This is a genomic window from Ancylobacter dichloromethanicus (genome assembly GCF_018390645.1).
In the GTDB taxonomy this organism is placed as follows: Bacteria; Pseudomonadota; Alphaproteobacteria; order Rhizobiales; family Xanthobacteraceae; genus Ancylobacter; species Ancylobacter dichloromethanicus.
The window spans coordinates 177,370-203,567 of record NZ_JAHBGC010000011.1 but is presented as its reverse complement, the minus strand read 5'-3'; the positions used below and the strand labels follow the sequence as shown (position 1 = coordinate 203,567).

At 69.0% G+C, this 26,198-nt stretch carries 23 protein-coding genes; 6 read left to right on the top strand and 17 right to left on the bottom strand.

What is annotated here, in order from left to right; genetic code table 11:
• Nucleotides 1-169: 169 nt before the first annotated feature.
• Nucleotides 170-634: a Ros/MucR family transcriptional regulator gene (locus KHC23_RS06605; protein ID WP_213370694.1), complete on the top strand. Its 465-nt coding sequence runs from the start codon at nt 170-172 to the stop codon at nt 632-634.
• Nucleotides 635-823: 189 nt separating this feature from the next.
• Here KHC23_RS06605 and KHC23_RS06600 read toward each other — a convergent pair whose 3' ends face one another.
• The 6 genes from KHC23_RS06600 to KHC23_RS06575 all read right to left on the bottom strand — a co-directional run bounded on the left by KHC23_RS06600 (nt 824) and on the right by KHC23_RS06575 (nt 6,911).
• A complete protein-coding gene (locus KHC23_RS06600) occupies nt 824-1,624 on the bottom strand; it encodes a glutamine amidotransferase (RefSeq protein ID WP_213370693.1) in 801 nt (266 codons plus the stop codon).
• Nucleotides 1,625-1,766: 142 nt separating this feature from the next.
• Nucleotides 1,767-2,228 carry a tellurite resistance TerB family protein gene (locus KHC23_RS06595; RefSeq protein ID WP_213370691.1) on the bottom strand — a complete coding sequence of 154 codons (462 nt, stop codon included), beginning with the start codon at nt 2,226-2,228 and terminating at the stop codon, nt 1,767-1,769.
• Nucleotides 2,229-2,542: 314 nt separating this feature from the next.
• Nucleotides 2,543-3,274, bottom strand: coding sequence for a GntR family transcriptional regulator (locus tag KHC23_RS06590; RefSeq protein ID WP_213370689.1), 732 nt, complete (start codon nt 3,272-3,274; stop codon nt 2,543-2,545).
• 333 nt (nt 3,275-3,607) lie between these two features.
• On the bottom strand, nt 3,608-5,122 hold the full coding sequence (locus KHC23_RS06585) for a tripartite tricarboxylate transporter permease (RefSeq protein WP_213370767.1): 1,515 nt from the start codon (nt 5,120-5,122) through the stop codon (nt 3,608-3,610).
• Nucleotides 5,123-5,168: 46 nt separating this feature from the next.
• Nucleotides 5,169-5,666 (bottom strand): tripartite tricarboxylate transporter TctB family protein, encoded by a 498-nt coding sequence (locus KHC23_RS06580; protein WP_213370687.1) that lies wholly within the window; start codon nt 5,664-5,666, stop codon nt 5,169-5,171.
• Between the two features lie 234 nt (nt 5,667-5,900).
• Nucleotides 5,901-6,911, bottom strand: coding sequence for a Bug family tripartite tricarboxylate transporter substrate binding protein (locus tag KHC23_RS06575; protein ID WP_213370685.1), 1,011 nt, complete (start codon nt 6,909-6,911; stop codon nt 5,901-5,903).
• Nucleotides 6,912-7,643: 732 nt separating this feature from the next.
• On the opposite strand from KHC23_RS06575, the gene zwf reads away from it, so the two are divergent.
• From zwf to edd, 3 genes are all read left to right on the top strand, one after another.
• Nucleotides 7,644-9,119: a glucose-6-phosphate dehydrogenase gene (gene zwf / locus KHC23_RS06570; protein ID WP_213370683.1), complete on the top strand. Its 1,476-nt coding sequence runs from the start codon at nt 7,644-7,646 to the stop codon at nt 9,117-9,119.
• Between the two features lie 238 nt (nt 9,120-9,357).
• The gene (gene pgl / locus KHC23_RS06565) at nt 9,358-10,050 is read left to right on the top strand and encodes a 6-phosphogluconolactonase (RefSeq protein ID WP_213370681.1); all 693 of its coding nucleotides are present in this window, start codon (nt 9,358-9,360) and stop codon (nt 10,048-10,050) included.
• 97 nt (nt 10,051-10,147) lie between these two features.
• Entirely contained in the window at nt 10,148-11,986 is a 1,839-nt protein-coding gene (edd, locus tag KHC23_RS06560) for a phosphogluconate dehydratase (RefSeq protein WP_213370679.1), read from the top strand.
• 177 nt (nt 11,987-12,163) lie between these two features.
• On the opposite strand, the gene KHC23_RS06555 is transcribed toward edd, so the two are convergent.
• Nucleotides 12,164-13,258: a DUF2125 domain-containing protein gene (locus KHC23_RS06555; protein WP_213370677.1), complete on the bottom strand. Its 1,095-nt coding sequence runs from the start codon at nt 13,256-13,258 to the stop codon at nt 12,164-12,166.
• A 369-nt stretch (nt 13,259-13,627) separates the two neighbouring features.
• On the opposite strand from KHC23_RS06555, the gene KHC23_RS06550 reads away from it, so the two are divergent.
• Entirely contained in the window at nt 13,628-14,185 is a 558-nt protein-coding gene (locus KHC23_RS06550; protein WP_213370675.1) for a gamma-glutamylcyclotransferase, read from the top strand.
• 58 nt (nt 14,186-14,243) lie between these two features.
• Here the strand turns inward: KHC23_RS06550 and KHC23_RS06545 are convergent, their stop codons facing one another.
• From KHC23_RS06545 to ftsE, 4 genes are all read right to left on the bottom strand, one after another.
• The gene (locus KHC23_RS06545) at nt 14,244-14,567 is read right to left on the bottom strand and encodes a hypothetical protein (RefSeq protein WP_213370673.1); all 324 of its coding nucleotides are present in this window, start codon (nt 14,565-14,567) and stop codon (nt 14,244-14,246) included.
• A gap of 90 nt (nt 14,568-14,657) precedes the next feature.
• Nucleotides 14,658-15,350 carry a YdcF family protein gene (locus KHC23_RS06540; RefSeq protein ID WP_213370671.1) on the bottom strand — a complete coding sequence of 231 codons (693 nt, stop codon included), beginning with the start codon at nt 15,348-15,350 and terminating at the stop codon, nt 14,658-14,660.
• 10 nt (nt 15,351-15,360) lie between these two features.
• Complete coding sequence (locus tag KHC23_RS06535) at nt 15,361-16,371, bottom strand: cell division protein FtsX (RefSeq protein WP_213370669.1); 1,011 nt, start codon at nt 16,369-16,371, stop codon at nt 15,361-15,363.
• Nucleotides 16,372-16,399: 28 nt separating this feature from the next.
• Nucleotides 16,400-17,059 (bottom strand): cell division ATP-binding protein FtsE, encoded by a 660-nt coding sequence (ftsE, locus tag KHC23_RS06530; RefSeq protein WP_213370667.1) that lies wholly within the window; start codon nt 17,057-17,059, stop codon nt 16,400-16,402.
• A 204-nt stretch (nt 17,060-17,263) separates the two neighbouring features.
• On the opposite strand from ftsE, the gene hpt reads away from it, so the two are divergent.
• Nucleotides 17,264-17,851: a hypoxanthine phosphoribosyltransferase gene (hpt, locus tag KHC23_RS06525; RefSeq protein WP_213370665.1), complete on the top strand. Its 588-nt coding sequence runs from the start codon at nt 17,264-17,266 to the stop codon at nt 17,849-17,851.
• Nucleotides 17,852-17,984: 133 nt separating this feature from the next.
• On the opposite strand, the gene KHC23_RS06520 is transcribed toward hpt, so the two are convergent.
• The 6 genes from KHC23_RS06520 to KHC23_RS24330 all read right to left on the bottom strand — a co-directional run.
• Nucleotides 17,985-20,810 carry a TIGR02302 family protein gene (locus tag KHC23_RS06520; RefSeq protein ID WP_213370663.1) on the bottom strand — a complete coding sequence of 942 codons (2,826 nt, stop codon included), beginning with the start codon at nt 20,808-20,810 and terminating at the stop codon, nt 17,985-17,987.
• Between the two features lie 164 nt (nt 20,811-20,974).
• Entirely contained in the window at nt 20,975-22,243 is a 1,269-nt protein-coding gene (lysA, locus tag KHC23_RS06515; RefSeq protein WP_213370661.1) for a diaminopimelate decarboxylase, read from the bottom strand.
• Between the two features lie 17 nt (nt 22,244-22,260).
• A complete protein-coding gene (gene lptM, locus KHC23_RS06510; RefSeq protein WP_213370659.1) occupies nt 22,261-22,473 on the bottom strand; it encodes an LPS translocon maturation chaperone LptM in 213 nt (70 codons plus the stop codon).
• Nucleotides 22,474-22,560: 87 nt separating this feature from the next.
• Complete coding sequence (locus KHC23_RS06505) at nt 22,561-23,379, bottom strand: exodeoxyribonuclease III (protein WP_213370657.1); 819 nt, start codon at nt 23,377-23,379, stop codon at nt 22,561-22,563.
• Between the two features lie 265 nt (nt 23,380-23,644).
• Nucleotides 23,645-24,427 (bottom strand): outer-membrane lipoprotein carrier protein LolA, encoded by a 783-nt coding sequence (locus tag KHC23_RS06500; RefSeq protein ID WP_213370655.1) that lies wholly within the window; start codon nt 24,425-24,427, stop codon nt 23,645-23,647.
• Nucleotides 24,428-24,586: 159 nt separating this feature from the next.
• A partial coding sequence (locus KHC23_RS24330; RefSeq protein WP_246544309.1) for a DNA translocase FtsK occupies nt 24,587-26,198 on the bottom strand: 1,612 nt, incomplete at its 5' end.

Below are 26,198 nucleotides of genomic sequence, written 5' to 3'. Positions count from 1 at the left end.
CCGGACGCCTCGCCCTCTCTTTGGAAACATCCCGAAATAGAAGCCTCTGTGCGGTAAATTTGAACGTGATCAAAGAACTTGCCGGTACAGGCCCGCTGTGCTTGTCAATTGCTTATTGACCTTTCCCGCAGCGGTGTTAAATCCGTGGAAGTTTCAATGGAGAAAATATATGTCTGAGCAGGAAAGCGTGTCGGCCGACTATCTCGGCCTCACCGCGGATGTCGTTGCGGCTTTCGTGGGCAACAATTCGGTGCCCGCCGCGGAACTTCCCGATCTGATCGCCAAGGTTCACGGCGCGCTGCTTCGTCTGTCTGCTCCGGTTCCGGCCGTCGTTGAAGAGGTTCTGAAGCCGGCCGTTCCGGTCAAGAAGTCGGTGACCCCCGAATATATCATCTGCCTTGAGGATGGCCTCAAGTTCAAGTCTCTGAAGCGTCATCTGCGCACGAAGTACAACATGACGCCGGAAGAATACCGCGCGAAGTGGGGCCTGCCCAACGACTATCCCATGGTTGCCCCCAGCTATGCTGAGGCGCGCTCCAATCTTGCGAAGAAGATGGGTCTCGGCCAGCAGCGCAAGAAGCCCGTGCCGGCGCCGGTTGCCAAGCCGCGCGGCCGCGCCAAGAAGGTGGCCTGAGCGCCGCCGCCGCGCCCCTCACTCGCGGGCCGCGACATCGCGGCGGCAATTCTCGCCGCCGCTGGCATGCCCATGGAAAAGGCCGCATCGACACGCAACGATGCGGCCTTTTCCATGAGCTGCAGGGGTCGTGGCCGGCGGCGTCTTCCGGCGCCGGGCGTGTCCAGCTCCGGCCGGCGGTTCTTCGCCTCAGTTGGCGGCCGTGGCCGGCGGCGCCCCATCGCCCGCCAGCCAATGATCGACGAAGGCGTCCAGCCACAGGCGGATGCGCGCGTCATGCTGCAGCCGGTCGGCGAAATGCGCCCGGCGCGGGCGGGCTCCGGGCAGGTCCAGCCTCTCGCCGCCCCGCACCGTCCAGCGGCACATCATGTGATGGGTCACTTCCGGGTGAAACTGAATGCCGTAGGCGCGCGCTCCGTAGCGGAACGCCTGGTTGCGAAAGGTCGGCCCCTCGGCGAGCAGCTCGGCGCCGGCGGCGAGATCGAAACCCTCGCGATGCCAGTGATAGACATGGTCCGGCCAGCGCGCCGTGCCGCCGTCGTCATCGGCCACCGCGCCGGCCCCCGCGCCCGCCTCCGCGCGAGGCGCGGCGCCCAGCAACTCGGCCCCTGCCGCGGTGGCGCGGATCGGGTAGTAGCCGATCTCCACCAGCCCCTCGGGATGCGGCGCGACCCGGGCGCCGAGGTGGCGCGCCAGCATCTGCGCGCCGAGGCAGATGCCGAGATAGGGCTTGCCCTCGCGCAGCGGCACGCCGATCCAGTCGATCTCGGCGCGCACATAGTCATGGGCGTCATTGGCGCTCTGCGGCCCGCCGAACACCACCGCCCCGGCATGCCCGGCCAGCGTCGGCGGCAGCGCTTCGCCGAGGCACGGGCGCCTTATGTCGAGCCGATGCCCCCGTTCGGCCAGAAGCCGCCCGACACGGCCGGGCGAGGAATGCTCCTGGTGGAGCACGATCAGAACTGGAAGCGGCGGAAATGCAGAAGCCATGATCTCGGTGCGGCACTGAACCGGGTTGGGATGCGGGCCCTCCCAAGCAAGGATGACGCCACGATTCCTTCTGCCCATCAACCCCGCCGCGCGCAGGGCCGCCTTGCGTGCCGCGGCCAACGCGAGCGTCGGCGCCCGGGCGCTACCCCTCGAAGGCGTCGCGGACGCGTTTGCGGATCTCGACCCGGTCGCGCGAGGTGACATTGAGCAGCTCCGCCGCCCGCCAGACCAGATTGTCCTCGAACTCGGTCAGCCCGCCATCGGCATAGGCGACCTCAAACATCATCTCCACCACCCGGCGGCGGCCTTCCTCATCCATGGCGCGGTTGAGCACGCTGGTGAAGCCATAGAGATCGACCGCCTCGGCGTCGCGGGTTATGGCGGCCGCCAGCAGCTTTTCCGCATCGCCCTCGGACAGCGTGAAGCGAGCGGCGAGAAGACGGCGCAGCTTGGCCATCTCGTCAGCGCCGATCACGCCATCGATCGTCACCACATGGACCAGCAGCGCGGCGGCGGCCAGCCGGTAGTCGTTCTCGGCAAAGGCGGAAGTCTCGCGCCCGCCCCCGGCGATCTCGGCGATAAAATCGGTCAGCGAGCGCAGCATGCCGGGCGGCTCCTCCTGCGGCGGGGCGATCGGTTCAGCAATGGGGTGAGGTCCACCTGCGGACCTGATTGGCTGGGTAACGTAATCGCCGCAACGGCGCAACGCCCCGCCGGCCGGGCGCGGCACAAGCCGCGTGGCCGGTGCAGGCGCGCCACACCCGCCGGATTGCCGGAAGGCACGGCGGCAGGCAGCGGGCAAGTACCGGGTGCCGCCGGCCCCAGAACGCAAAAAAGCCCGACGGGGTCGAGGAACCCGCCGGGACAAGGTTGCAGAGGGGGCCGGCGTGCCGCGAGCGCGGCGCCACCGTGCCTGCCCTATTCGAGATAGTCGGCGTAGCGCGACACGTGGTCGGCGAGGCCGAGCGCGTGGTTGCGCACCAGCACCTCGGCCGCGTCCGTGTCGCGTGCCTCCAGCGCCTGGATGATGGCGAGATGATCCTGGATCGAACGGTCCGCCCGGTCCTCCTCGCCGATCGTCTTGCGACGGATCATCCGCATGTGGGTGAACAGGTTTTCCGCCAGGTTGACGAGAATGCCGTTGCCGCCCATGGCGATGATGGTCTGGTGGAACTGGATGTTCACCTCCGAATACTCGTCGAGCTTGGCGTGCGGGGCACCGCCCGCCTCGTCGAAGGAAGCGAACATCTCCCGCAGCCGGCCGATCTCCTCGTCGCTCGCGTGCATGGTGATCAGCCGGGCGGCAAGGCTCTCCAGCGCCGCCCAGACCTGGATCATCTCGATCACTTCGCGCCGGGTCTTGCGCACCACATAGATGCCGCGCCGCGGCACCGAATGGACGAAGCCCTCGCGTTCGAGCTGGGCCATCGCCTCGCGCACCGGGGTGCGGCTGACCCCGAGGCTCTGGGCGAGCTGGCGCTCGTCGAGGCGTACCTCGTGGGTCTGGTCGTAGATGTTGAGCGAGACGATGACTTCCTTCAGCGCGGTATAGGCGCGGTTCTTGAAGGTCGACGTGTCCTCGAGCGGTGCCACGGAGAGCTTGGCCGCTCCCCCGTTGACCCGGCGAATGGTGCTTTCGACGCTCATCATGATGCTTCCATCCCGGGCCCGGTGCCGGGCCGTGGCCCATGGCATCGGGAATGAAGCCTTCCATCGGCATGAAACATTGGCGTTGCCTCCCGTCCCCCCGAAACGCCGGTTCGCGCTCCCGTCCGCCGGCCACCTTCTGTTGCGTGGCTCTGACGACGGGGTATCCCGCGACCGTTGATGGCCCGATCTCCCTCTCCGGGGGCGAGGGATTCGGCGGAAGAGCGATTGGCCCCGCCCTTCGCCTGGGCGCCCGAAAAAGATTACGCAAGGTAACCTATCTCGCGGCAAACCCCGCCGCACGACGCGCGCGACGGGGCCTTTGGTATGCCTGGCTCAGGCCGGCTGGGCGGAGGTGCCGCGCAGCTTGGCGAAGAGCAGGGCGATCAGCGGCCAGATGCCGGCGATCACGCCGAGACCCATGATCGAGGAGACGAGGCCGTTGGACCAGAACACCGAGACGGCGCCGCCGGAGTAGAGCAGAGCCTGGCGGAAGGCTTCCTCGGCGGAGGGGCCGAGAACGATCGCCAGCACCAGCGGGGCGAGCGGGTAGTTGGTCTTCTTCAGCAGGTAGCCGAGGACACCGAACACCATCATCATCAGCACGTCGAACACGTTGTTGTTCACCGTGTAGGCACCGATCGCGCAGATCACCAGGATCACCGGGGCGATGATCGAGAAGGGGATGCGCAGGATCGCGGCGAACAGCGGCACCGTGGTCAGCACGAGGATGAGGCCGACGATGTTACCGAGATACATGGAGGCGATGAGGCCCCACACGAACTCAGCCTGCTCGACGAACAGCATCGGGCCGGGCTGGAGACCCCAGATCAGCAGGCCGCCGAGCAGAACCGCGGCGGTCGGCGAACCGGGAACGCCCAGCGCCAGCATGGGCAGCATGGCGGCGGTGCCGGCGGCGTGGGCGGCGGTCTCGGGGGCCACCACGCCCTCGATCTCGCCATTGCCGAAGTTCTTGCCGTTCTTCGACATGCGCTTGGCGATGCCGTAGGACATGAACGAGGCAGGCGTGGCGCCGGCGGGGGTGATGCCCATCCAGCAGCCGATGACGCAGGAGCGCAGCGACGTCACCCAGAACTTGGGCAGCGTCTTCCAGGTCTTCCACACCACCTTGGGGTCGATCTTCGCCGCCTTGCCGCGGAACTCCAGGCCCTCTTCCATGGTCAGCAGGATTTCGCCGATGCCGAACAGGCCGATGACCGCGATGAGGAAGTCGAAACCGTTGAGCAGTTCGGTGAAGCCGAAGGTGAGGCGGAGCTGGCCGGTCACCATGTCGAGGCCCACGCAGGCGAGAGCGAAGCCGATCATCATCGACACGATGGTCTTGGCCGGCGGTTCCTTGCTCATGCCGACGAAGGAGGCAAAGGCGAGGAAGTACACCGCGAACTTCTCGGCCGGACCGAACTGCAGCGCGAACTGGGCGACCAGCGGCGCGATCAGCGTGATCATGACGATGGCGAAGAAGGCGCCCACGAAGGAGGAGGTGAACGCGGCGGTCAACGCCTCGCCCGCACGCCCGGACCTCGCCATGGGATGACCGTCGAAGGTCGTCGCCACCGACCATGGTTCGCCCGGAATGTTGAACAGAACCGAGGTGATGGCGCCGCCGAACAGCGCGCCCCAATAGATGCAGCTCAGCAGGATGATCGCCGAGGTCGGCGACATGGAGAAGGTGAGCGGCAGCAGGATGGCGACACCATTGGCGCCGCCGAGGCCCGGCAGCACGCCGATGATCACGCCGAGCAGGATGCCGATCGCCATCAACAGGATGTTGAACGGGTCGGAGGCGATTCCGAACCCGTGATAGAGATGGTTGAAATTGTCGAGGATCATGTCCATGGGGCGCGTTCCCTTTGAAAGCCTTCTTATTTGTGCCTGATCAGAGTCCGAGCATGGCTTCGATCGGCCCCTTGGGGAGCGGAATCAGGAACCAGCGCTCAAGGGTGATGTAGAAGAAGGCGGGCACGCCGAGGGCCACGGCGATCGCAAGCGGCCACTTGTAATGGCCCAGCCAGATCATGAAGACGAGGATGAGCAGGACGGAGGGGAAGTAGATACCGAAGCTCGGCACCAGCGCGACATAGATGCACGCCGGAATGAGGACCTTCAGCACCTGCCGCAACTGGCCGTACTCGGCGAAGACCGGCTCACGCGCCTCGCGCAGGCCCGAAACCAGGTTCAGAAGACTGCAGCCGCAGAGGATGAGCGCGACATAGAAGGGAAAGAAGCCGGCCTGCGGTCCGCCGTCCCAACCGGCGCCGACGGCAACGCTGCCGTAGAGGACGATGAGGCCGAAGCCCAAGGTCAGAAGCGCGGTGCCGATCTCGACGGCACGTTGCTTCGGACCTGCCTCGGCTCCGTGGTGAGCCTGTTCCATCACGATATTCTCCGAAAATCCGCGCAAAGGACCATCCGGCGGGACAGACCCGCCAGCAGCACGTTTGTCGCCAGCTCGCTTGAGTGTTTTTGGTGGCTTTGCCTGAGACCGCTCGACGGGAAGGCGCGGCGCCTCCCCGTCTCGATCCGCGACTGACGCGATCCCCCAGGGACCGGTCGGCCGGCACGCGGCCGGCCTTCAATTGTAGGAACTACGACGCCAGGAGTGGGCGCCTCAGTTACCGGCGATGAAGCCGGCTTCCTGCATCAGGCCCTTGTGGATGGTCTCGGACTGCTCAAGCCAGGCCTTGAATTCGTCGCCGGCCATGAAGGTCTGGTTGAAAGCGCCATCCTTCATCAGCTTCTGCCACTCCGGCGTTTCGCGGACCTTCTTGAACAGGTCGACGAAGTAGGCCACCTGCTCATCCGACACGCCCGGGGGCATGAAGATGCCGCGCAGCATCAGATACTCGACGTCAAGTCCGGCCGACTTGCAGGTCGGCACCGAGGACCAGGACAGATCGCCCTGAATCTTGTCGGTGTAGGGCAGCGTCTTGGAATCGAACACGCAGAGCGGGCGGAGCTTGTCACCGCGCCACTGGGAGACCGCCTCGATCGGGTTGTTGACCGACGAGTTGATGTGGCCGCCCACGAGCTGCACCGCAACTTCGCCGCCGCCCTTGTACGGGATGTAGGTGATCTTCTTGCCCAGCGCCTTCTGGACGGCGACGGTGATGATCTGGTCTTCCTGCTTCGAGCCGGTGCCGCCCATCTTGAAGGTGTTGTCCGGGGCAGCCTTGATCGCGGCTTCATATTCCTGCGCGGTCTTGTAAGGCTCCTGGGCGTTCACCCACAGCACGAACTCGTCGAGCGCCAGCATGGCGACCGGGGTCAGGTCCTTCCAGTTGAAGGGAATGCCGGTGGCGAGCGGGGTGGTGAACAGGTTGGAGAGCGTGATGACGATCTTGTGCGGATTGCCCTTGGCGCCCTTCACGTCGAGGAAGCCCTCGCCGCCGGCGCCGCCGGACTTGTTGATGACGACGAGCTGGGTCGACATCAGGTCGTGCTTGGCAATGATGCCCTGGAGCGTGCGGGCCATCTGGTCGGCACCGCCGCCGGTGCCGGCGGGAACAATGAATTCGACCGGCTTGGTGGGCTCCCAGGCCGCCGCTGCGGGCAGCATCGACAGGGCCGTCATGCCAAGAGCGGTCACGGCACCGAGGCCGAGAGCATGCAGATGTTTCATTTGGCGTTTCCTTCCCAAAGGGTTCTGGCGGACGGCCGACTCATGAACTGGTCGGCTCTTTGCTTGGGTCTCACCTCGCGCCCAGGGAACGGATGAGACCTCGATATCCGGCGACATTGTTGTGTCTCTCCGCCGGATATTCTGTGGAATAACTTGTACCAAGAATAAGCCCAAGCCAAGCGCTAATTCTAAAGTTCAATGTTGCGTCGCAAGGTCAACTGGTATTACGTATTTTGATTATTATGTATTTGGCATACTACGCTTGGAATACAAAATAATTCATAATGTGTGTAGAAATATCTTATTAAGCAAACCATTGAACGGAAAGCCTTTTCGCGCGAGCCTCCGGCGGCGGCGGCCTCGCCCCGTGGTTCGACCTCACCGGCTCCGAAGAACCGATCTGACCGTCCGCGCGGCGACGTGGCCCGTTACCGCGAGCCGGTGCCCGCCCGGTCGTGGCGCGATTTTGCCCCGATATCGCCCACTTTGTCGCCTTATTGCTGCATCGCAACACGACTCTGGACGACATCGGGCGCATTTTTTCGCGCCTCTCCACAGCGGCGATACACGAGTGCGGGAGAATGCAGCCGCCTGCCATTCCTGCCTGTCGCAGCGCGGAATCGATTTTGCTAGGAATCGGGCAACGCGCACCCGCCTCCGCAATAAGGCCGCGAAGCGGACCGACCCTCACCCTCCGTCCCGGGCACGGGGCATCAAGGAGACTCTGTCCAAATGACCAGCCGTGTGATTCCGGTGGCTCCCTTCACGCTCACCGTCTTCGGGGCAACGGGCGATCTCTCCCGCCGCAAGCTGATCCCGGCGCTGTTCCATCGCGACCTCGACGGCCAGATTCCCGACGACGCCGCCATCATCGGCGTGTCGCGCCGCGAGCTCAGCGACGAGCAGTTCCGCATCTTTGCCCGGCAGGCGCTCAGCGACCACATCCCGGCGGGTGAACTGGAGGGGCCGGAGGTCGACCGTTTCCTCGCCCGCCTGTCCTATGTCGCCGCCGATGCCGACGCCGAGGGCGGCTGGTCCGAGCTGGCGCGGCGCGTGGGCGCCTTCCCCGGCCACATCCCGGTCTATTATCTCGCCACCGCCCCGCATCTGTTCGGCCCGATCTGCGAGCGGCTGGGCAAATACGGTCTGGCCGCGGAAGGGCGCGTCGTCATCGAGAAGCCGATCGGCAAGGATCTGAAGTCCGCCGTCGCGCTCAACGAGCAGATCGGCCGCATCTTCCCGGAAGACCGCGTCTACCGCATCGACCACTATCTGGGTAAGGAGACGGTGCAGAACCTGATGGCGCTGCGCTTCGCCAACGCGCTGTTCGAGCCGTTGTGGAACAACGCCCATATCGACCATGTGCAGATCACCGTGGCCGAGGCGCTCGGCGTCGAGGAGCGCGCCGGCTATTACGACACCGCCGGCGCCATGCGCGACATGGTGCAGAACCATATCCTCCAGTTGCTCTGCCTCGTCGCCATGGAGCCGCCGGCCTCGCTCGACGCCGATGCGGTGCGCGACGAGAAGCTGAAGGTGCTGCGCGCCCTCAAGCCGGTCGACGACCTCAACATGGCCGCCGTCACCGTGCGCGGCCAGTACCGTGCCGGCGCCTCGGCGGGCGGGGCGGTGCCGGGCTATCTCGACGAACTCGGCTCCTCCGCCAGCCAGACCGAGACCTTCGTCGCCATGAAGGCGGAGGTGGAGAACTGGCGCTGGGCGGGGGTGCCGTTCTATCTGCGCACCGGCAAGCGCCTCGCCTCGCGCGTCTCGGAGATCGTGGTCGGCTTCAAGCCGGTGCCGCATTCGGTGTTCGACACCAATGTCGGCCCGATCGAATCCAACCGCCTCGTCATCCGCCTTCAGCCCGACGAGGGCGTGAAGCTGTGGCTGATGATCAAGGACCCCGGCCCGGGCGGCATCCGCCTCACCCATGTGCCGCTCGACATGAGCTTCGCCAAGGCCTTCAAGGTCCGCAACCCGGACGCCTATGAGCGCCTGCTGCTCGATGTGGTGCGCGGCAACCAGACCCTGTTCATGCGCCGCGACGAGGTCGAGGCGGCGTGGAAATGGGTCGACCCGATTCTGGAGGCGTGGCGCGGCGCCAAGGAGCCGCCGCGCCCCTACACCGCCGGCACCTGGGGCCCCTCCGCCGCCATCGCCCTCATCGAGCGCGACGGCCGCACGTGGCTCGAAGACGGCGCCTGACCGGCGCCTGTGGCTCGAAGACGGCGCCTGACCGGCGCCTGTGGCTCGAAGACGGCGCCTGACCGGCGCCGAACGTGACGGGGCGCCCTGCCGGGAAAACCGGGCGCCGCACGAGACGGGCGGCGACCGGACATCCGGACGCCGCGCAACTGCCCTATACTCGTGGCGGACGGCGCACCGCGCCGCCATGAGTCAGGGAACCGGCCGTCGGCCGGCGCGAGAGGGAGCACGCGGAAGCATGCCGGAACTGCATGAACTGAAGGACAGCACCGAGGTGGCGCGCGCGGTCGCCGATTTCGCCAGCGCCGCGCTGAGCGCCCGCGTCGCCCGCAGCGGCATGGCCAGCCTCGCCGTGTCCGGCGGGCGCACGCCGACCCGCTTTTTCGAGGAACTGTCCACCCGCGACCTGCCCTGGGACAAGATCGCCGTCACCCTTGTCGACGAGCGCTGGGTGCGCGAGACCTCCGACCGCTCCAATGCCCGGCTGGTGCGCCAGCATCTGTTGAAGAACAAGGCCGCGGCGGCGAAATTCGTGCCGCTCGCCAATGACGCGCCGACCCCGGAAGATGGCCTGTTCGCCGTCAACGAAGCGCTGGAGGACATGGCCTGGCCGCTCGCCTGCGCCATCCTCGGCATGGGCGATGACGGCCACACCGCCTCGTTCTTCCCCAATGGCGACCATCTGCAGGAGGCGCTCGACCCCGAGGCGCCGCTCGGCCTCATCCCGATGCGCGCGCCCGATGCCGGCGAGCCGCGCATCACCCTCACCCTCCCGGTGCTGCTGGCCGCCGACGCGCTGGCGCTGCACATCGAGGGCGAGGCCAAGAAGCCGGTGCTGGAAAAGGCGCTGGGCGAAGGCCCGGCGGTCGACATGCCGATCCGCGCCGTGCTGCGGGCCAAACCCGCGCTCGACATCTTCTGGTGCCCCTGAGCGCCGGCACCGGAAACCTTCCGGCGACCCGATCGGGCCGCCGGCCACCGAAGACCGGCCGGGACCTCCGGCCGCTGACGCTTCTGAGGAGAGCCGCATGGCCAATGCCATTCCGTCCGGCGTGAACGCCCGCATCGGCGAGGTCACGGAACGCATCGCGACCCGTTCGCGCGACACCCGCGCGCGTTATCTCGAGCGCATCGCGCTGGCCGCCGAGCGCGGCCCCAGCCGCGCCAAGCTCGGCTGCGCCAACCAGGCGCACGGCTTCGCCGCCTGCGGCCCCTCCGACAAGAGCATGCTGCGCGAGGGCGCCGGCGCCAATCTCGGCATCGTCACCGCCTATAACGACATGCTCTCCGCCCACCAGCCCTATGAGACCTATCCGGAACTCATCCGGTCGGCGGCGCGGCGGGCCGGCGGCACCGCGCAGGTGGCCGGCGGCGTGCCCGCCATGTGCGACGGCGTCACCCAGGGCGAGGCCGGCATGGAACTGTCGCTGTTCTCGCGCGACGTGATCGCGCTGTCGACCGCCGTCGCGCTGTCGCACCAGACCTTCGACGCCGCCGTGTTTCTCGGCATCTGCGACAAGATCGTGCCCGGCCTGGTCATCGGCGCGCTAAGCTTCGGCCATCTGCCGGCGGTGTTCATCCCCGCCGGGCCGATGACCTCGGGCCTTCCGAACGACGAGAAGGCCAAGATCCGCCAGCTCTTCGCGGAAGGAAAGGTCGGCCGCGACGCGCTGATGGAGGCGGAGAGCCAGTCCTATCACGGGCCCGGCACCTGCACCTTCTACGGCACCGCCAACACCAACCAGATGATGATGGAGATCATGGGCCTGCATCTGCCCGGCGCCTCCTTCGTCAACCCCAACACCCCGCTGCGCGACGCGCTGACCACGGCGGCGGCGGAGCGCGCCCTGTCGATGACCGCGCTCGGCAACGACTATGTGCCGGTCGGCCGCATGCTCGACGAGAAGGCGTTCGTGAACGGCATTGTCGGCCTGCACGCCACCGGCGGTTCCACCAACCACACGCTGCACATCGTCGCCATGGCGGCGGCGGGCGGCATCAAGCTCACCTGGGACGATTTCTCCGACCTCGCCGACGTCACCCCCCTGCTCTGCCGCGTCTACCCCAACGGCAAGGCCGACGTGAACCATTTCCACGCCGCCGGCGGCATGGGCTTCGTCATCCGTGAGCTCATCGCCGACGGCAAGCTGCACCGCGATGTCGAGACCGTCTGGGGCGACGGCCTCGACGCCTATACGCAGGAGCCGATGCTCGCGCCCGATGGCTCCCTCGCCTGGCGCGAAGGTACTGCCGCGAGCGGCGACGAGGCGGTGCTGCGCGGCGCCACCGCCCCGTTCCAGGCCACCGGCGGGCTGAAGCTGCTCGCCGGCGAACTCGGCCGCGCGGTGATCAAGACCTCCGCCATCGCGCCGGAACGCCATGTCATCGAGGCCCCGGCCCGGGTGTTCCACAGCCAGGAGGAGTTGCAGGCCGCCTTCAAGGCGGGGTCGCTGAGCGGGGATTTCATCGCCGTGGTGCGGTTCCAGGGGCCGAAGGCCAACGGCATGCCCGAACTGCACAAGCTGATGCCGCCGCTCGGCGTGCTGCAGGACCGTGGCCACAAGGTCGCCCTCGTCACCGACGGGCGCCTGTCGGGCGCCTCCGGCAAGGTGCCGGCAGCCATCCACGTCACCCCGGAAGCCGCCGATGGCGGCGCCATCGCGCTGATCCGCAATGGCGACATGATCCGCCTCGACGCGGTGAAGGGCGAATTGAAGGTGATGGTCGACCCGGAAGTCTGGGCCGAGCGGGCGCCGACCCCGGCCAATCTCGCGCCCTCCCATGTCGGGGTCGGACGCGAGCTGTTCGCCGCCTTCCGCGCCGCCGTCGGCACGGCGGATACCGGCGCGAGCATCTTCGCGGTGTGAGCGGCGGCCGGGGCCTGAGCAGGTCCCCGGGCGGCAGACCGCCGTCATCCTGAGATGCCCGGCCATCGGCCGGGCCTCGAAGGAAGGGCAAGCTGGGGTTTCGAAACCATCCTTCGAGGTCGCCCGCGGCGGCACCTCAGGATGACGGCTGCTCTCGGTTGAAGCGGCGGGCGCGGCTCAGTACAGCGGGCCGATCTTGCCGAGCGGCAGCATTCCGAGCATCACCCGCCCGTCGCGGAAGGCGAAGGGGAAGGAACTCGCCTTCTGCCCGTCCACCGTGGCCGGCATCCCCGCCATCATCATCGCCGGGGCGAGGTTGGCCAGGAAATCGGGCATCAGCCCCGCCCCTGCCATCGCCTCGAACAGCGGCTTCGCCTTCACCACGGCGAGGTCCAGCCGCCCGTCCGGGCGGTGCTGCGCGTCGAAGCCGAGATCGCCGGAAGCGCTGAGCGCGCCGCCGCCGCCGGTCAGGCGGGCCAGCGCGAGATCGACCCGGCCGCCCGCCTGCTGCCACAGCGCGAGCCGCTGCGCCGCCGGCATGGAGCGGAATGGCGGCACCTGCGTCACCGTCGCCTCCACCTCGCCGTCGATCAGCTTGGCCGCCTGCGCTGCCGCCTGCGCCGCGGCGACGCCGGCGGTGCGGGCCTGCGGCGTGCTCAGCGCCATGCCGCCGGCGCCGGTAAAGCCGAGCGCGACGTCGAGCGTGCCCATCGCCTCGCCCGGATGGTGGCGCACGTGCAGTTCCAGGTGGCGGGCGGAAAACACGGTCGTGCCGCCCTCGGCCAGCGTGTAGTCGTTGGCGGCGATGGAGACGCGCTCGGCCCGCCCCTCGCGGCCCACGCCGCTCACCTGCAGCAGCGACCAGTTCGCGGTGATCTCGCGGCCGGTCGCGGTCTCGACCAGCGTCGAGGGGCCCTCGAACTCGGCGATGATGTGGCGGGGGTTCCACACCTGCGCCACCGCGTGGACGCGCGCCATGCGCGCCGTCCAGCCACCGGGGCCGGCAAAGGTCACGGTAGGGTCGGCGCAGATCAGTTCGAAGCGGAAGGGAAAGCCGCCGAAGTCGCGGCTGGCGCAGGTCCAGTTGCGCCCTTCCGCCGCCTCGCGCGCAATCCAGCCGTCGATCTCGGCCGTCGCCCGGCCGGCGCTCCAGTTCCATGCCAGCGACCAGCCGATGCCGAGAACCACGAGAAGCGCGACGGGGAGCGCGATCAGCCAGCGGCGGCGCGGCGGCGCGGCGGCGGCGATGGGGCGGTCGTCGGAAACGGTCATTCGGCAACTCCGGGGGTCGGCGACGGTCAAGGGCGGCGCACGCTCCGACGCCCATACGGCAGGCTTAAGGCGCCCAACCTAACGCGCGAGGGACAGCCGGCAAAGAACCCTGCCGCATCCGCGCCCCGCAGGCGCGCTTTAGAGCACTTTCCGCGAGAATTGACAGACTGTCGCGACGCGAAAATGCTCCAGCTTATTGATCGCAGAGCACTTTCCTATCGATCGGGTGATTCCACCTGATCGGAAAGGGCTCTAGGTGAGGCACGCGGCTTGCGCCACCGTGCCGGGGCGGGCAGGAACGCCGCATGCGCCAGCCGCACCGATTCCACGCCCCGATTCCGCACCGACCCCGAACCGCAGGTCCCCGCCATGTCCGCCGCCGGCCTCATCGCCCATCCCCCCGCCGCCGGCGAGCCGCTCTGGGTGTTCGGCTATGGCTCGCTGATGTGGAATCCCGGCTTCGAGCATGAGGAGCGGGTGCCGGGCAGGCTGATCGGCGCGCATCGGTCCTTCTGCGTGAAGTCGGTGCATTGGCGCGGCACGCCGGAGAAGCCCGGCCTGGTGCTGGGGCTGGATCGCGGCGGCGCCTGCGTCGGTATTGCCTTCCGCGTCGCGCCCTCGCGGGCGCAGGCCACCCTCGCCTATCTGCGCGCGCGCGAGCAGGTGACCAACATCTATCGCGAGGCGGTGCGCCGGGTCTGGCTGAAAGATGGCAGCGGGCGCGCCGTGCCAGCCGTGGTGTTCCTGGTCGATCGTGGCCATGCCCAGTATGCCGGCTGGCTCACCGCCGAGGAGCGGCTGCATCTGATCCGGCAGGGGCATGGCGTGGGCGGGCCGAACGCCGATTATGTCACGGCCACGGCCCTGCATCTCGCCGAACTCGGCATCCGCGACGAGGAGTTGCGCTGGCTGGTGGCCCGGCTCTGAAGGCCTGCAGAGCCCCGCGACGGCAAGTACCCTGCCGGAGCGGGTCCGCCGCCGCGGTTCAGAGCGGAGCCAGCGCGCCGCTGTCGGTCTCGGGCAGGATGCGCAGGTGAATCTCCTGCGCCCCGGTGGCCATGGCAGCGCTGCGCGCCTTGGCCCCGGCCGGCCCGGTCCACACCGGAATGCGGCGCATGCCCTCCATCCGCACCGCGATGGCGATCGCGGCCGGATAGTCCGGCGCCTCGTCGGCGGCATAGACCGAGAACACCTGCCGGCGCCCGTCGCCGCCGCGCCAGAGCCGGAAGCGGCGCCCCAGCAGGCCGCTGGCGCTCAGCGGACCGGCGTCCTGCAGCGAATCAAAACCTATGGTGTCGCGTGTCATCATGGGAACAAATCTAGAACATCTGTTTGCGGCGTCAACTCGGTTCGTAGGGTGAATCCGCGAACATGCTGAAGGTTCCGTTGAGAGCACACGTCAGGGTGGCGGCGTCCGCACACCCTCGCGCAGTTGTGAGGTCACCGCCGGCCAGGCCCGCACCCCGACATAGGCGGCGAGGAACTTCACATACTCCACCGCCAGCAGCCGCACCGATGCCAGCGGCGCCGGGCCGCCCGCATCGCCCGACCGCCGCGGCACCACCGGATAAGGCACCAGCTCGACGTCGGGCAAGGTGCGGCGCAGTTCCACCAGCGCGCGCGGCATGTGCCAGGCGGACGTCACCACCAGCAGCGAGCGGAAATGGTGGCTGCGCGCCCACTCCGCGGTCTCGATCGCGTTGCCCTGGGTGTTGAGCGCCGAGCGGCCCAGTTCAACGCAGCATTCCAGCGCCTCGCGTGTCGCCGGCACGGTGCGCACGATCTCGCTGAGCGTGGTGTCGGGATGCACGCCGGTGATCAGCAGTTGCCGCCCCCGTCCCTCGAGCAGCAGGTTGGTGGCGTCGACGATGCGTTCCGAGCCGCCGGTCAGCACCACGATGCCGTCGGCGCGGCGGCCGGCCTGCGCCTCGCGCCCCTCCATGCCGGCCACGAAGGCCGCGAATCCGGCCAGAAAGGCGAGTAGGAGGGCGACCAGCAGCCCGGCCAGCACCCACAGCAGGCGCGCACGGGTGCGTCCGCCGGCGGGGGGCGGCGGCACGGCGGAGGGATCGGAGGGACAGGCGGAGGTCACGGCGCGCCGCCTAGCTGATGCCGCGCAGCGTGCGGTAAACGGTGGCGCGCGAGGTGAGCGCGGTCACCAGCGCCACCAGCACCGCCACGCCGACAATGCCGCCATAGCCGCGCAGATCGATGGTCAGCGCCCCGACCAGCGTGTCGATCTGGCGGTCGAAGCTCAGCCAGGACGGCAGGGTGGAGCCGAGGAAGAACAGCGCGATCGCCGCGCCGCCGCCGATCGCCGCGCCCTTCAGCCCGACGGCCAGGAAATGGCGCTGGAACTCCGAGACGATGAAGGTGTCGCGCGCGCCGACAAAATGCAGCACTTCGACGACGAAGCGGGCCGCGTCCACCGCCGCGCGGGTCGCCACCGTCACGCACAGCACGGTGGCGGCGGCGACCAGCGCCAGCACGGCGAGACCGATCGCCATCGCCGTGTGCGCCGTGGTCGACAGTCGCTCGGCCCAGAGCCGGTGGTCGTCGAGGCTGGCCGAGGGCACCTGCAGGGTGAGCCCGGCGCGCAGCGCCTCAAGTGTCCCCGCATCCGCCGTGGCCGCCAGACTCACCGCCACCAGCCGGGGCACCGGCAGGTTGGCGAGGTCGAGGCCGGTGCCCAGCCAGGGCTCCAGCAGCCGGGCGGTGGCGGCGGGGTCGAGCGCGCGCGCATCCGCCACACCCGGCGTCGCCTTCGCCACCTCGACCGCCTTGGCCAGCGCGGCCTCGACATCGAGCCCGTCGCCGGGCCGGATCTCGATGGTGGTTTCACGGGCGATGTCGGCGGTCCACTCGGCCGCCACATTGCTCACCGCCGAGACGGCGCCGATGGTGATGCCGGCGAGGAAGGTCATGATCGCGATCACCGCGATGAGCGCCCGCGCCGTCACCGTCGCGCTCGGCACGATGGGGCGCTGCCCGGCCGGGCGGCTCAGTGCGGCCGGGTTTCCCGCGCGCGCGGCTTGGGCGCCCGGCTTGCCGGCGCGCTCCGGCGCGGGAGCCGGCGCGGCGGCCGCACCCGGCCGGCGCAGGCGCCCGGTCATCGCCGCCAGTCTTTGCGTGGCCCGAGGCTCAGTCATAGACGGTCAGGCGCCCCTGGTTGATGACGAGACGGCGCGCATCGAACTGGTCCATCAATCCGATGTCGTGGGTGGCGATCAGCACCGAGGTGCCGCTCTTGTGCAGTTCCAGAAACAGCCGCAGCAGGCGGCGGGCGAGGCTCGGGTCGACATTGCCGGTCGGCTCGTCGGCCAGCAGGATTTCCGGCCGGCTGATCAGCGCCCGGGCGATGGCGGCGCGCTGCTTCTCGCCGCCCGACAGCACTGGCGGCAGCACGTGCATGCGCTCGCCCAGCCCCACCCAGTGCAGCAGCTCGGTCACCTCGGCGCGATAGGTCGCCTCCTCCCGCCCCTGCACGCGCAGCGGCAGCGCGACATTCTCATAGGTGCTCAGATGGTCGAGCAAGCGAAAATCCTGGAACACGATGCCGATGCGCTGGCGCAGCGCCGCCGTTTCATCGGGCGCGAGTTTGGCGGCATCGCGGCCGAAAATGGTGATCAGCCCGCGCGTCGGCCGCAGCGACAGGAACAGCAGCCGCAGCAGCGTCGTCTTGCCCGCGCCGGACGGGCCGGTGAGGAACTGGAAGGAGTGCGGGGGAATGCCGAAAGTGACATCCCGCAGGACCTCCGGACCCATGCCGTAGCGCAGACCGACATTCTCGAAGCGAACCAAGACTCAATCCTTCGACGGGACATGCCGCCCGCTGATTCTGATGGCGCACCGACCCCTAACATAGCGTGTGCGCGCCGTCGCAAAAGACGGGCCGAAACGCCACCGCTTTCGCGGACATCGAACCCGGCTGGACGCGCGGCGCCTGTCCGTTCATCCTGCCCTTCACATAGCAGAGTGCGCCGCGTGCCGCGCAAGAGGAAGCCGATGACTGAACAGGATACCGCGCCGACGGCCGCCGAAGCAGGGTCTGCGTATGAAAATGCCCATGTCGAGGTCTTGATCGACGCCGAGGCCATCGCCGGCCGCAATCGCCAGCTGGTCAACGAGATCGTCGCCGCCACGCCGGAGAAGCTCATCGTCATCGCGGTGCTGAAGGGCAGCTTCGTCTTCGCCGCCGACCTCATCCGCACCATGCACGCCGCCGGCCTCGCGCCGGAGGTCGAGTTCATCACCCTGTCGAGCTATCGCGACGCGCGCGTCTCCTCCGGGCAGGTGACGGTGCTGCGCGACATCGAGACCGATGTGCGCGGGCGCGACGTGCTGCTGATCGACGACATACTCGAATCCGGCCGCACGCTGGCCTTCGCCAAGGACCTGCTCGCCGCGCGCGGCGCCCGGCGGGTCATGGTCTGCGTGCTGCTGGAGAAGCCGCACAAGCGCGCGGTGCAGATCGAGGCCGATTTCGTCGGTTTCGAGTGCCCGGACTATTTCGTCGTCGGCTACGGCATGGACGTCTCGCACGCGTTCCGCCAGCTTCCCTTCATCGGCTACATCCCCGACGCCGGGAAATAAGGCCCTTCCGTCCGCTCGAACCGCGATCCCGGCGCGCAACGGCGCGCCGGGCTTGTCCCGCGGCGGTGGCGCGAGCGCGCCGGTCCCGGATCGGCCTCGCCGTCCGCGATGAGGTCGAGATAATGCCGCGACGTCAGAAGTCGCGCAGCAGCCGCTCCAGATAGTCGAGTTCGAGACGCGGGCGGTCGGGCTCGCCGAAGCGGCGGCGCAACTCCTCCAGCACCCGGCGGGCGCGCTGCATGTCGATTTCTTCCGGCACTTTCACCGTATTGTCGTCGCCATAATCGCGCGTGCGCATCGGCCGGCCGAGCGGGTCGGTGCGCTCGGCGCTCTGGCCGGAAGGGCCGCCCGGCCCCTCGCCGCCGGGCCCGCCCTGCTGTTGCTGCATCGCCTCGGCCATCTGCTGGGCGCCGCGGCGCAGCGCCTGCAGCGCCTCGCTCTGCGCGTCCACCGCGCCGGTGCCGTCGCCCTCGCCCAGCGCCTGCTCGGCCTCGCGCATCGCCTGTTCCGCCTGGGCGAAGCCGCTCTCGCCCGGCATGCCTTGACCCTGACCTCGTCCCTGACCCCGCTGGCCCTGGCCGTTCTCGCCCGGCTGCTGGCCCTGGCCCTGCTGGCCTTGCTGCCCCTGTTGTCCCGGCTCGCCCTGCTGGCCCTGCTGGCCGCGCATGGCCTGCTGCATCTTCTCGCGCAGCTGGCGAAGCTGTTCGCGCAGTTGCTCCTGGTTCTGCTTCAGCTCGTTGAAGGCCTGGTCCTGCTGGCCTTCGCGCCCCTCCTTGAAGGTGCGGTCGCGCAGCTGCTGCTGGCGGCGGATCATGTCGCCGAGCTGGTCCATCGATTGCGACATCTGGCTCTGGCCCTGCTGGCGCTGCTGCTGGCGCCCGGCCTGCAGGCCATTGAGCATGTTCTGCAGTTCGCTCAGCATCTGCCGCGCCGCATCGCGGGCGCCGTTGCGCGCCATGTCCTCGATGCGGTCGAGCATCTTCTGCAGGTCCTGCGGACGGACCACGCGGGTGTTGGGGTCCATCGGCTGGTTGGCGTCGGCGCGGTTCTGGTTGCGCTGCGCCTCCCGCGCGAGCGCCTTCATGAACTCGTTCATCGCCTCGCGCAGTTCCTGCGCCAGACGCTGGATCTCCTCGTCCGGGGCGTCGTTCTCCAGCGCGTTCTGCAGCGCCTGCTGCGCGTCGCGCAGCCGCTTCTCGACATCGGAGAGGTCGCCATCCTCGATACGGACCGCGACTTCCCAGAGATAGTCGACCACGCCGCGCAGATCGTCGTCGCTGCGGGCATTGACCAGCCGGTAATAGGCGGTGCGCAGGCCCATATAGTGCGAGGGGTCGGGCGTGAATGTCTCCGGTGCGATGGCCAGCGCGTCGAGCCCGGCCTCCACCCGCTCGCGCTTGTTGGCGTCGAGCGCCAGCAGCCGCCGCTCCTCGATCAGCGCCCGCGCCAGCGGGTCGGAAAAGCTGCGCTGCGGCAGCGCGAGGCTGCGCGGGCGCGACTGACCGACATGGCCGGCCTCGTCACGCACCACCAGCGTCATCTCGACCCGCGTGCCGGCCCAGGGATTCTCGGTGAAATCCCTGGTGGTCTGGCCGGTCGCCACCTTCGAACGGCCGCCGACCAGCGGCAGCGGGAAGCTCGGCGCCTCCACCAGCGGGCGCGCCTGCGGCGGCGGCGGCGCGTTCTTCAGCGCGTGCAGCGGCGGGGGCGGCGGCAGCGCGGTGAAGCGCGCCTCGGCCCCGGCGACGCCGTAATCGTCCTCGGCCTTGTAGCTCAGCGACAGCGCGTTGTTGCCCGAGGCCTGCGGTTCCTTGGTCAGTTCGATGGTCGGCGGCGCGTCCGGCTGGGCGCGGAAGTGCCAGGAGACGAAACGGCCATCGGGTCCCTCGACCCGGGCGGCACCATCGCTGGCGATCACGAAGCGGCGCTCGTCGCCAGCGGCGCCCGAGGCGGGCGCCTGTGCGGCGGGCGTGCCTGAAGCGGGCGTGCCTGAGGCCGTGGCGGAAGTGGCCGGGGCCGCGGCGCCCGTCCCTTCCTCCGCCGGCGCGGCGGCGATGCCGCCCTGGGTGATGAGGCGGGCGTCGTCGAGACCGATGATGCGCACCACCAGTTCGCTGCCGGCCGGCACCGTCATCGCGGTCGCCTCATAGGGCGAATCGGCCGGTGCATCGCCCGACGCATCGGCGGCGGCGGCCTGCGCCACATCCTGCGAACGCAGGCCCGGCAGCATCACCGGCGCGCGGCCGGTATAGCCGGGCGGCGTCACCCAGGCATCGACGCGGTAGGGCGTGGGCGGCACCAGCGCGTGCCAGTCGAACGCGGCGGCGATGCGGCGCAGATGCTCGCCCGGCACCATGAAGAAGGTGGCGATCACCCCCAGCAGCACCAGCGCGCGCAGCGCCCGCCCATCCCGGGCGGCGACGCGCGGCGCGGGAAGCCCGACGCGCAGGCTGCCGATCTGCGCCGACATCCGCGCCAGATGCGCGCGCCACAGCGCGGCGCCGACGGGATCGTCGGGCTTGGAGGCGAGATGGTCGGACAGCGCCGTCGCCGGCCGGTGCGGCAGCCGGCTCTCGCGATCGAGCCGCGCCAGAGTCTCGCCGGCCGAAGGCGGCCGGATGCGCAGCGCCGGCACCAGCGCCAGCGCGAACAGGGCGGCGAACAGGACCAGGCCGATGACGCGGCCATAGGGCGGCAGCGCCAGCCACAGGCCGAGCCAGGAGGCGATGAGGAAGACGCCGAGCGCCACGCCGAGCGCGACGACCGCCGGCCAGACGCGCTCCCACATCAGCGCGCCCCAGGCCCGCTGCAGGGCGGCGCCCATGCGCTGCTCGACGCGGCGAAGCTCGCTCTGGCGGGCGTCACTCTGGCGGGCTTCGGCCCGCAGCTTTTCGGCGCGCGCGGTCACGCCCGCAGCCGGGCGCCCTTCGCCGTCCGTTCCATCCGGTGTTGACGTCACGCGGCCGACCTCCGACGCTCTTCAGGTCCACACCAGCCCCAACGTCACCTTAACATGGCGATCCCGGCGCGCCAGCCCTGCCACCGGAACGGGCACGCTCACTTCATCATCACATCGTGAAAACAGGCGTGAGCCGAATGTGGCGGGCACCAGCCCGCCGTGGCTCAGGCCAGCCAGCCGGGAATCCGGTCGAGCGCGATCAGTTCGTCGACTTCGACGCGGGGCCGCACGATGGCGAATTCGTCGCCCTTTGCCAGCACTTCCGGCACCAGCGCCCGCGTATTGTAGGTCGAGGCCTGCACCGCGCCATAGGCGCCGGCCGTCATCACCGCGATCAGATCGCCGGCCTTCAGCCCCGGCAGCCGCCGCCCGAGCGCCAGATAATCGCCGGATTCGCACACCGGGCCGACCACATCCGCGACCATCTGGCCCTCGCCCGGCATCGCCTCGCGCACGGGCAAAATCTCGTGATGAGCGTCATAGAGCGTCGGGCGGATGAGGTCGTTCATCGCCGCGTCGACAATGACGAAGTGCTTGCCCTCGCCTTCCTTCACATAGAGCACGCGGGCAACGAGGATGCCGGCATTGGCCACCAGCATGCGGCCGACCTCGAAAACGAGGCCGAGGCCGAGATTATGCGTGTGCCGCTTCACCAGCGCCGCATAGGCGGAAGGCAGCGGCGGCTCCGCCTCGCCGGCGACATAGGGCACGCCGAGCCCGCCGCCGAGGTCGAGATGGGTCAGCCGGTGCCCTTCCGCCATCAGGTCGCGGGCGAGTTCCACCAAGAGCGCGGTGGCGTTGTCGAACGGGCCGAGATCGGTGATCTGGCTGCCGATATGCATGTCGACGCCGGTGATGCGCAGCCCCGGCAGCGCGGCCGCGTGGCGATAGACCTCGCGCGCCCGCGACACCGGAATGCCGAACTTGTTGTCCGACTTGCCGGTGGAGATCTTGTGGTGGGTCTTCGCGTCCACGTCCGGGTTGACGCGGATCGAGATCGGCGCCGCGACCCCATGGCTCACCGCCACTTCCGAGAGCGTCAGCAATTCCGGCTCGCTCTCGACATTGAAGCACATGATGCCGGCATCGAGCGCCGCCGCCATTTCCTCGCGGGTCTTGCCGACGCCGGAGAACACGATCTTGTGCGGCTCGACGCCGGCCGCCAGCGCCCGCTTCAGTTCGCCGCCCGAGACGATGTCGGCCCCGGCCCCCAGCCTGGCGAGAGTGCGGATCACCGCCTGGTTGGAATTGGCCTTCACCGCGTAGCACAGCGTGGTGCGCATGTCGGCGAACGCGTCGGTGAACACCCGGTGATGCCGTTCCAGCGTCGCCGTGGAATAGGCATAGAAGGGCGTGCCGACCGCACGGGCGATGTCGACGAGGCTGACATCCTCGGCGTGGAGGATGCCGTCACGATAGGCGAAATGATGCATGGCGCGGTTTCAGCCGGTCAGAGCAGGCCATCGAGGATGAAGGGCTGGTCCGGCTTCACCGGGCCGGTATCCTTCGGCACCTTGCCGTCCGGTCCGGGCTGCGCCTGCGGCGAGCCGGGCGGCGGCTCCAGCGGGCCTTTCACGCCGCACCCGCCGAGCGCCAGCGCGCCACCGAGCGCCAGCGAGACAGTGAGGACACGGCACAGGCGGGAGAGGGCGCGGCGGGACAAGGAGGCTTCCTCGGCTGGGTCAAAGCAGGTTCAGGCGCAACCTATAACGAGCCCTGCGGAAAGGCGAGCCCGCAGCGCCCCGCCCGCTCACGCATCGAAAGTGGCGATGACCGGCACATGGTCGGAGGGCCGCTCCCAGCCGCGCGCCTCGCGCAGCACGGTCAGCGCGCGCGCCGTCGGGGCCAGCGCCGGCGTCGCCCACACATGGTCGAGCCGGCGGCCGCGATTGGAGGCCGCCCAGTCGGCGGCGCGGTAGCTCCACCAGGTGAACAGCTTCTCCTGCGGCGGGATGAAATGCCGCATCACGTCGACCCAGTTGCCGGCCGCCTGCAGCTTCGCCAGCTTTTCCACCTCGATCGGCGTGTGGCTGACCACGTCGAGCAACTGCCTGTGGCTCCACACATCGGTCTCCAGCGGGGCGATGTTGAGGTCGCCCACCAGCACCGAGCGCGCCGCCGGATCGGCCGGGTGCAGGTGCTCCCAGGCGGTGGCCTCGTCGAGGAAGGACAGCTTGTGGCGGAACTTCTCGTTCACCTCCGGGTCGGGAACGTCGCCGCCGGCCGGGATGTAGAAATTGTGGATGGCCAGCGGCGCCGACAGCCCTGCCTCGCGCCCGAGCACCACGCTGATATGACGCGCGTCGCCCATGTCGCAGAAGCCCTGCCGGCTCACCGCCTCGAACGGCCGCTTCGAGAGGATGGCGACGCCGTGATAGCCCTTCTGGCCATGGATCGCGGCGTGCGGATAGCCGAACCTGGCCGCCTCCTTCAGCGGAAAGCGGTCGTCCGGCGTCTTGGTCTCCTGCAGGCAGATGACGTCGGGCTGGTGCGCCTCGGCGAGCTTGGCGACGAGGCCGATGCGCAGGCGCACCGAATTGATGTTCCAGGTGGCGATGGAGAGCGGCAAAGCGGGGAGACCTGTGCAAGGCGGGAATCGGCCGCGACACTAGAACATTTTGCCGGGAAGGGGAGCCCGCCGCACCGTCATTGCCCCCTCAGACCTCGTCCGCCGACACACCCTCATCCCCGGGCCTGACCCGGGGACCCAGCCTTGCCACCCAAGCACCGTTGATCGCAAACCGATGCCGGCCGCCGCCCGCGCTGGGTGCCCGGTCAAGCCCGGGCATGAGGGAGGGCGGCGCGGCGTGTCCGGAACACGGATTCCACGCCCCTCAATTCCGGTTGATGACGAACAGCATCGGGTCCGGACGCTGGGCGGTGTCGAGGTCGGACACCGCGACCGTGGTGTCGTAGCCCTGCGGGTCGGTCACCGTCCACTGCTTGAGCTGCATGGTCTTGGCGTCGAACATGATCATCAGCCGGTAGGTGCCGACCATGGGCTGCTTCTCCTCGATCACCACCGTGGCGAAGATGTCGTCCTGGTAGACGCCGGTCACGTTGGCGTTGCGGGCGAGGTTGAAGTTCTCCGACAGCAGGAAGCGCAGCGGCGTGGCGGAGAGCGGGGAGATGTCCTGCGTCTTCAGCCGCTTGTCGCGCACCGCCACCGAGCGCCCGTCGGCCACCAGCTCGATCCGGCTCGGCGCGTCATATTCGAACAGCACCCGGCCCGGCTTGAGGATGTAGAACTGCCCCTGCTGCCGCGTGCCGTCGGGATCGACCTGCACGAAATTGCCGATCATCGTCTTGAAGCTGTTGAAATAATCGTTGATGCGCTGGACCGTGTCGGCCGCCGCGCGCTGGTTCGCCACCGCCGCCACCTGGATATTGGGGTCGCCGGCCGCGGCAGGGCCGGCCTGGGCGACCCTGGTCTGCGCCCCCCTGGCGGGGGTGGATCGTGCCTGCGCCGGCGCGGCCGGTGCGGTGCGGGCCATCATCGCCGCCGGCTTCTTCGGCGGCACCGGCACGGCGAAGGGCGGCGGCGGCACCTGCGCGAGCGCGAGGCCCGCCGGAAGAAGCAGGAGGGCGGCAGCGCAGATTCGGATCATGTGGTGCATGGGGCACGTCTCGCTCGGCGCGCGGCACGGGTGCGGCCGGGCGCGCATGTCGGTGTCAATGAGGCGGGTAGCGCGCCGCTGTGGCGATCCTGTGGCCCGGACGCAGCGTCAGCCGTCGCCGTCGCCGTCGGGGGCGCGGGGCGAGAGGCCGTCATCGGCTCAATAGCCCTCCCCGCCGCCGCCCTCGACCAGGATCTCGCGCTTGCCGGCATGGTTGGACGGGCCGACCAGCCCTTCGCGCTCCATCCGCTCGACCAGCGAGGCGGCGCGGTTGTAGCCGATCTGCAGCCGGCGCTGGATATAGGAGGTGGAGCACTTCTTGTCGCGCATCACCACCGCCACCGCCTGGCTGTAGAGGTCGCCGCCCTCCTCGCCGCCCATCGCGCTCTTGTCGAACACGGCGCCGTCCTCGCCCTCCGCTTCGGGGTCGACGGTCACATCGTCGAGATAGTCGGGCGCGCCCTGCGCCTTGAGGTGCTCGACGATGCGCTCGACCTCCTGATCGGAGACGAACGGGCCGTGCACGCGCGAGATACGCCCGCCGCCGGCCATGTAGAGCATGTCGCCCTGGCCGAGCAGTTGCTCGGCGCCCATCTCGCCGAGAATAGTGCGGCTGTCGATCTTCGAGGTCACCTGGAAGGAAATCCGGGTCGGGAAATTGGCCTTGATGGTGCCGGTGATGACGTCGACGCTCGGGCGCTGGGTCGCCATGATGAGGTGGATGCCGGCGGCGCGGGCCATCTGCGCCAGCCGCTGGATGGCGCCCTCGATGTCCTTGCCGGCGACCATCATCAGATCGGCCATCTCGTCGACCACGACGACGATGTAGGGGATCGGCGAGAGGTCCATCTCCTCGCGCTCATAGATCGCTTCCCCGGTCTCCTTGTCGAAGCCGGTCTGCACGGTGCGCACGATCTGCTCGCCCTTGACCTGCGCCTCGGCGATGCGGGCGTTGAAGCCATCGATGCTGCGCACGCCGACCTTGGACATCTTGCGGTAGCGCTCCTCCATCTCGCGCACCGCCCATTTCAGCGCCACCACCGCCTTCTTCGGGTCGGTGACGACGGGGGTGAGCAGATGCGGAATGCCGTCATAGGCGGAGAGTTCGAGCATCTTCGGGTCGATCATGATCAGCCGGCACTGTTCCGGCCGCAGCCGGTACAGCAGGCTGACGATCATGGTGTTGATCGCCACCGACTTGCCCGAGCCCGTCGTGCCGGCGACCAGCAGATGCGGCATGCGGGCGAGGTCGACGATGACCGGCTCGCCGCCGATGGTCTTGCCCAGCGCGATGGCGAGCTTGTGCGCCGCCTCGCCGAAGTCGCGGGCGGCGAGGATCTCGCGCAGCAGCACCTTGTCGCGCTTGGGGTTGGGCAGTTCGATGCCGATGGCGTTCTTGCCGGGGATCACCGCGACGCGGGCGGAGATCGCGCTCATCGAGCGGGCGATGTCGTCGGCGAGGCCGATCACCCGGCTCGACTTGATGCCGGGCGCCGGCTCCAGCTCGTACAGCGTCACCACCGGGCCGGGGCGCGCATTGACGATGGCGCCGCGCACGCCGAAATCGTCCAGCACGCCTTCGAGGTCGCGGGCGTTCTGGTCGAGGGCCTCGCGCGACAGCGCCGGGCCGCCGCGCGGCGGCGGTGGCGCCAGCAGGTCGAGACCGGGCATCGCGTAGCGCCGGCGCTGTTCCTCCAGCGCGGCACGCCCGCCGCGGATCGAGCGCAGCGGCGGCGGGCGCTTGCCGGCGCCGCGCGCCGCAGCGGAAGCG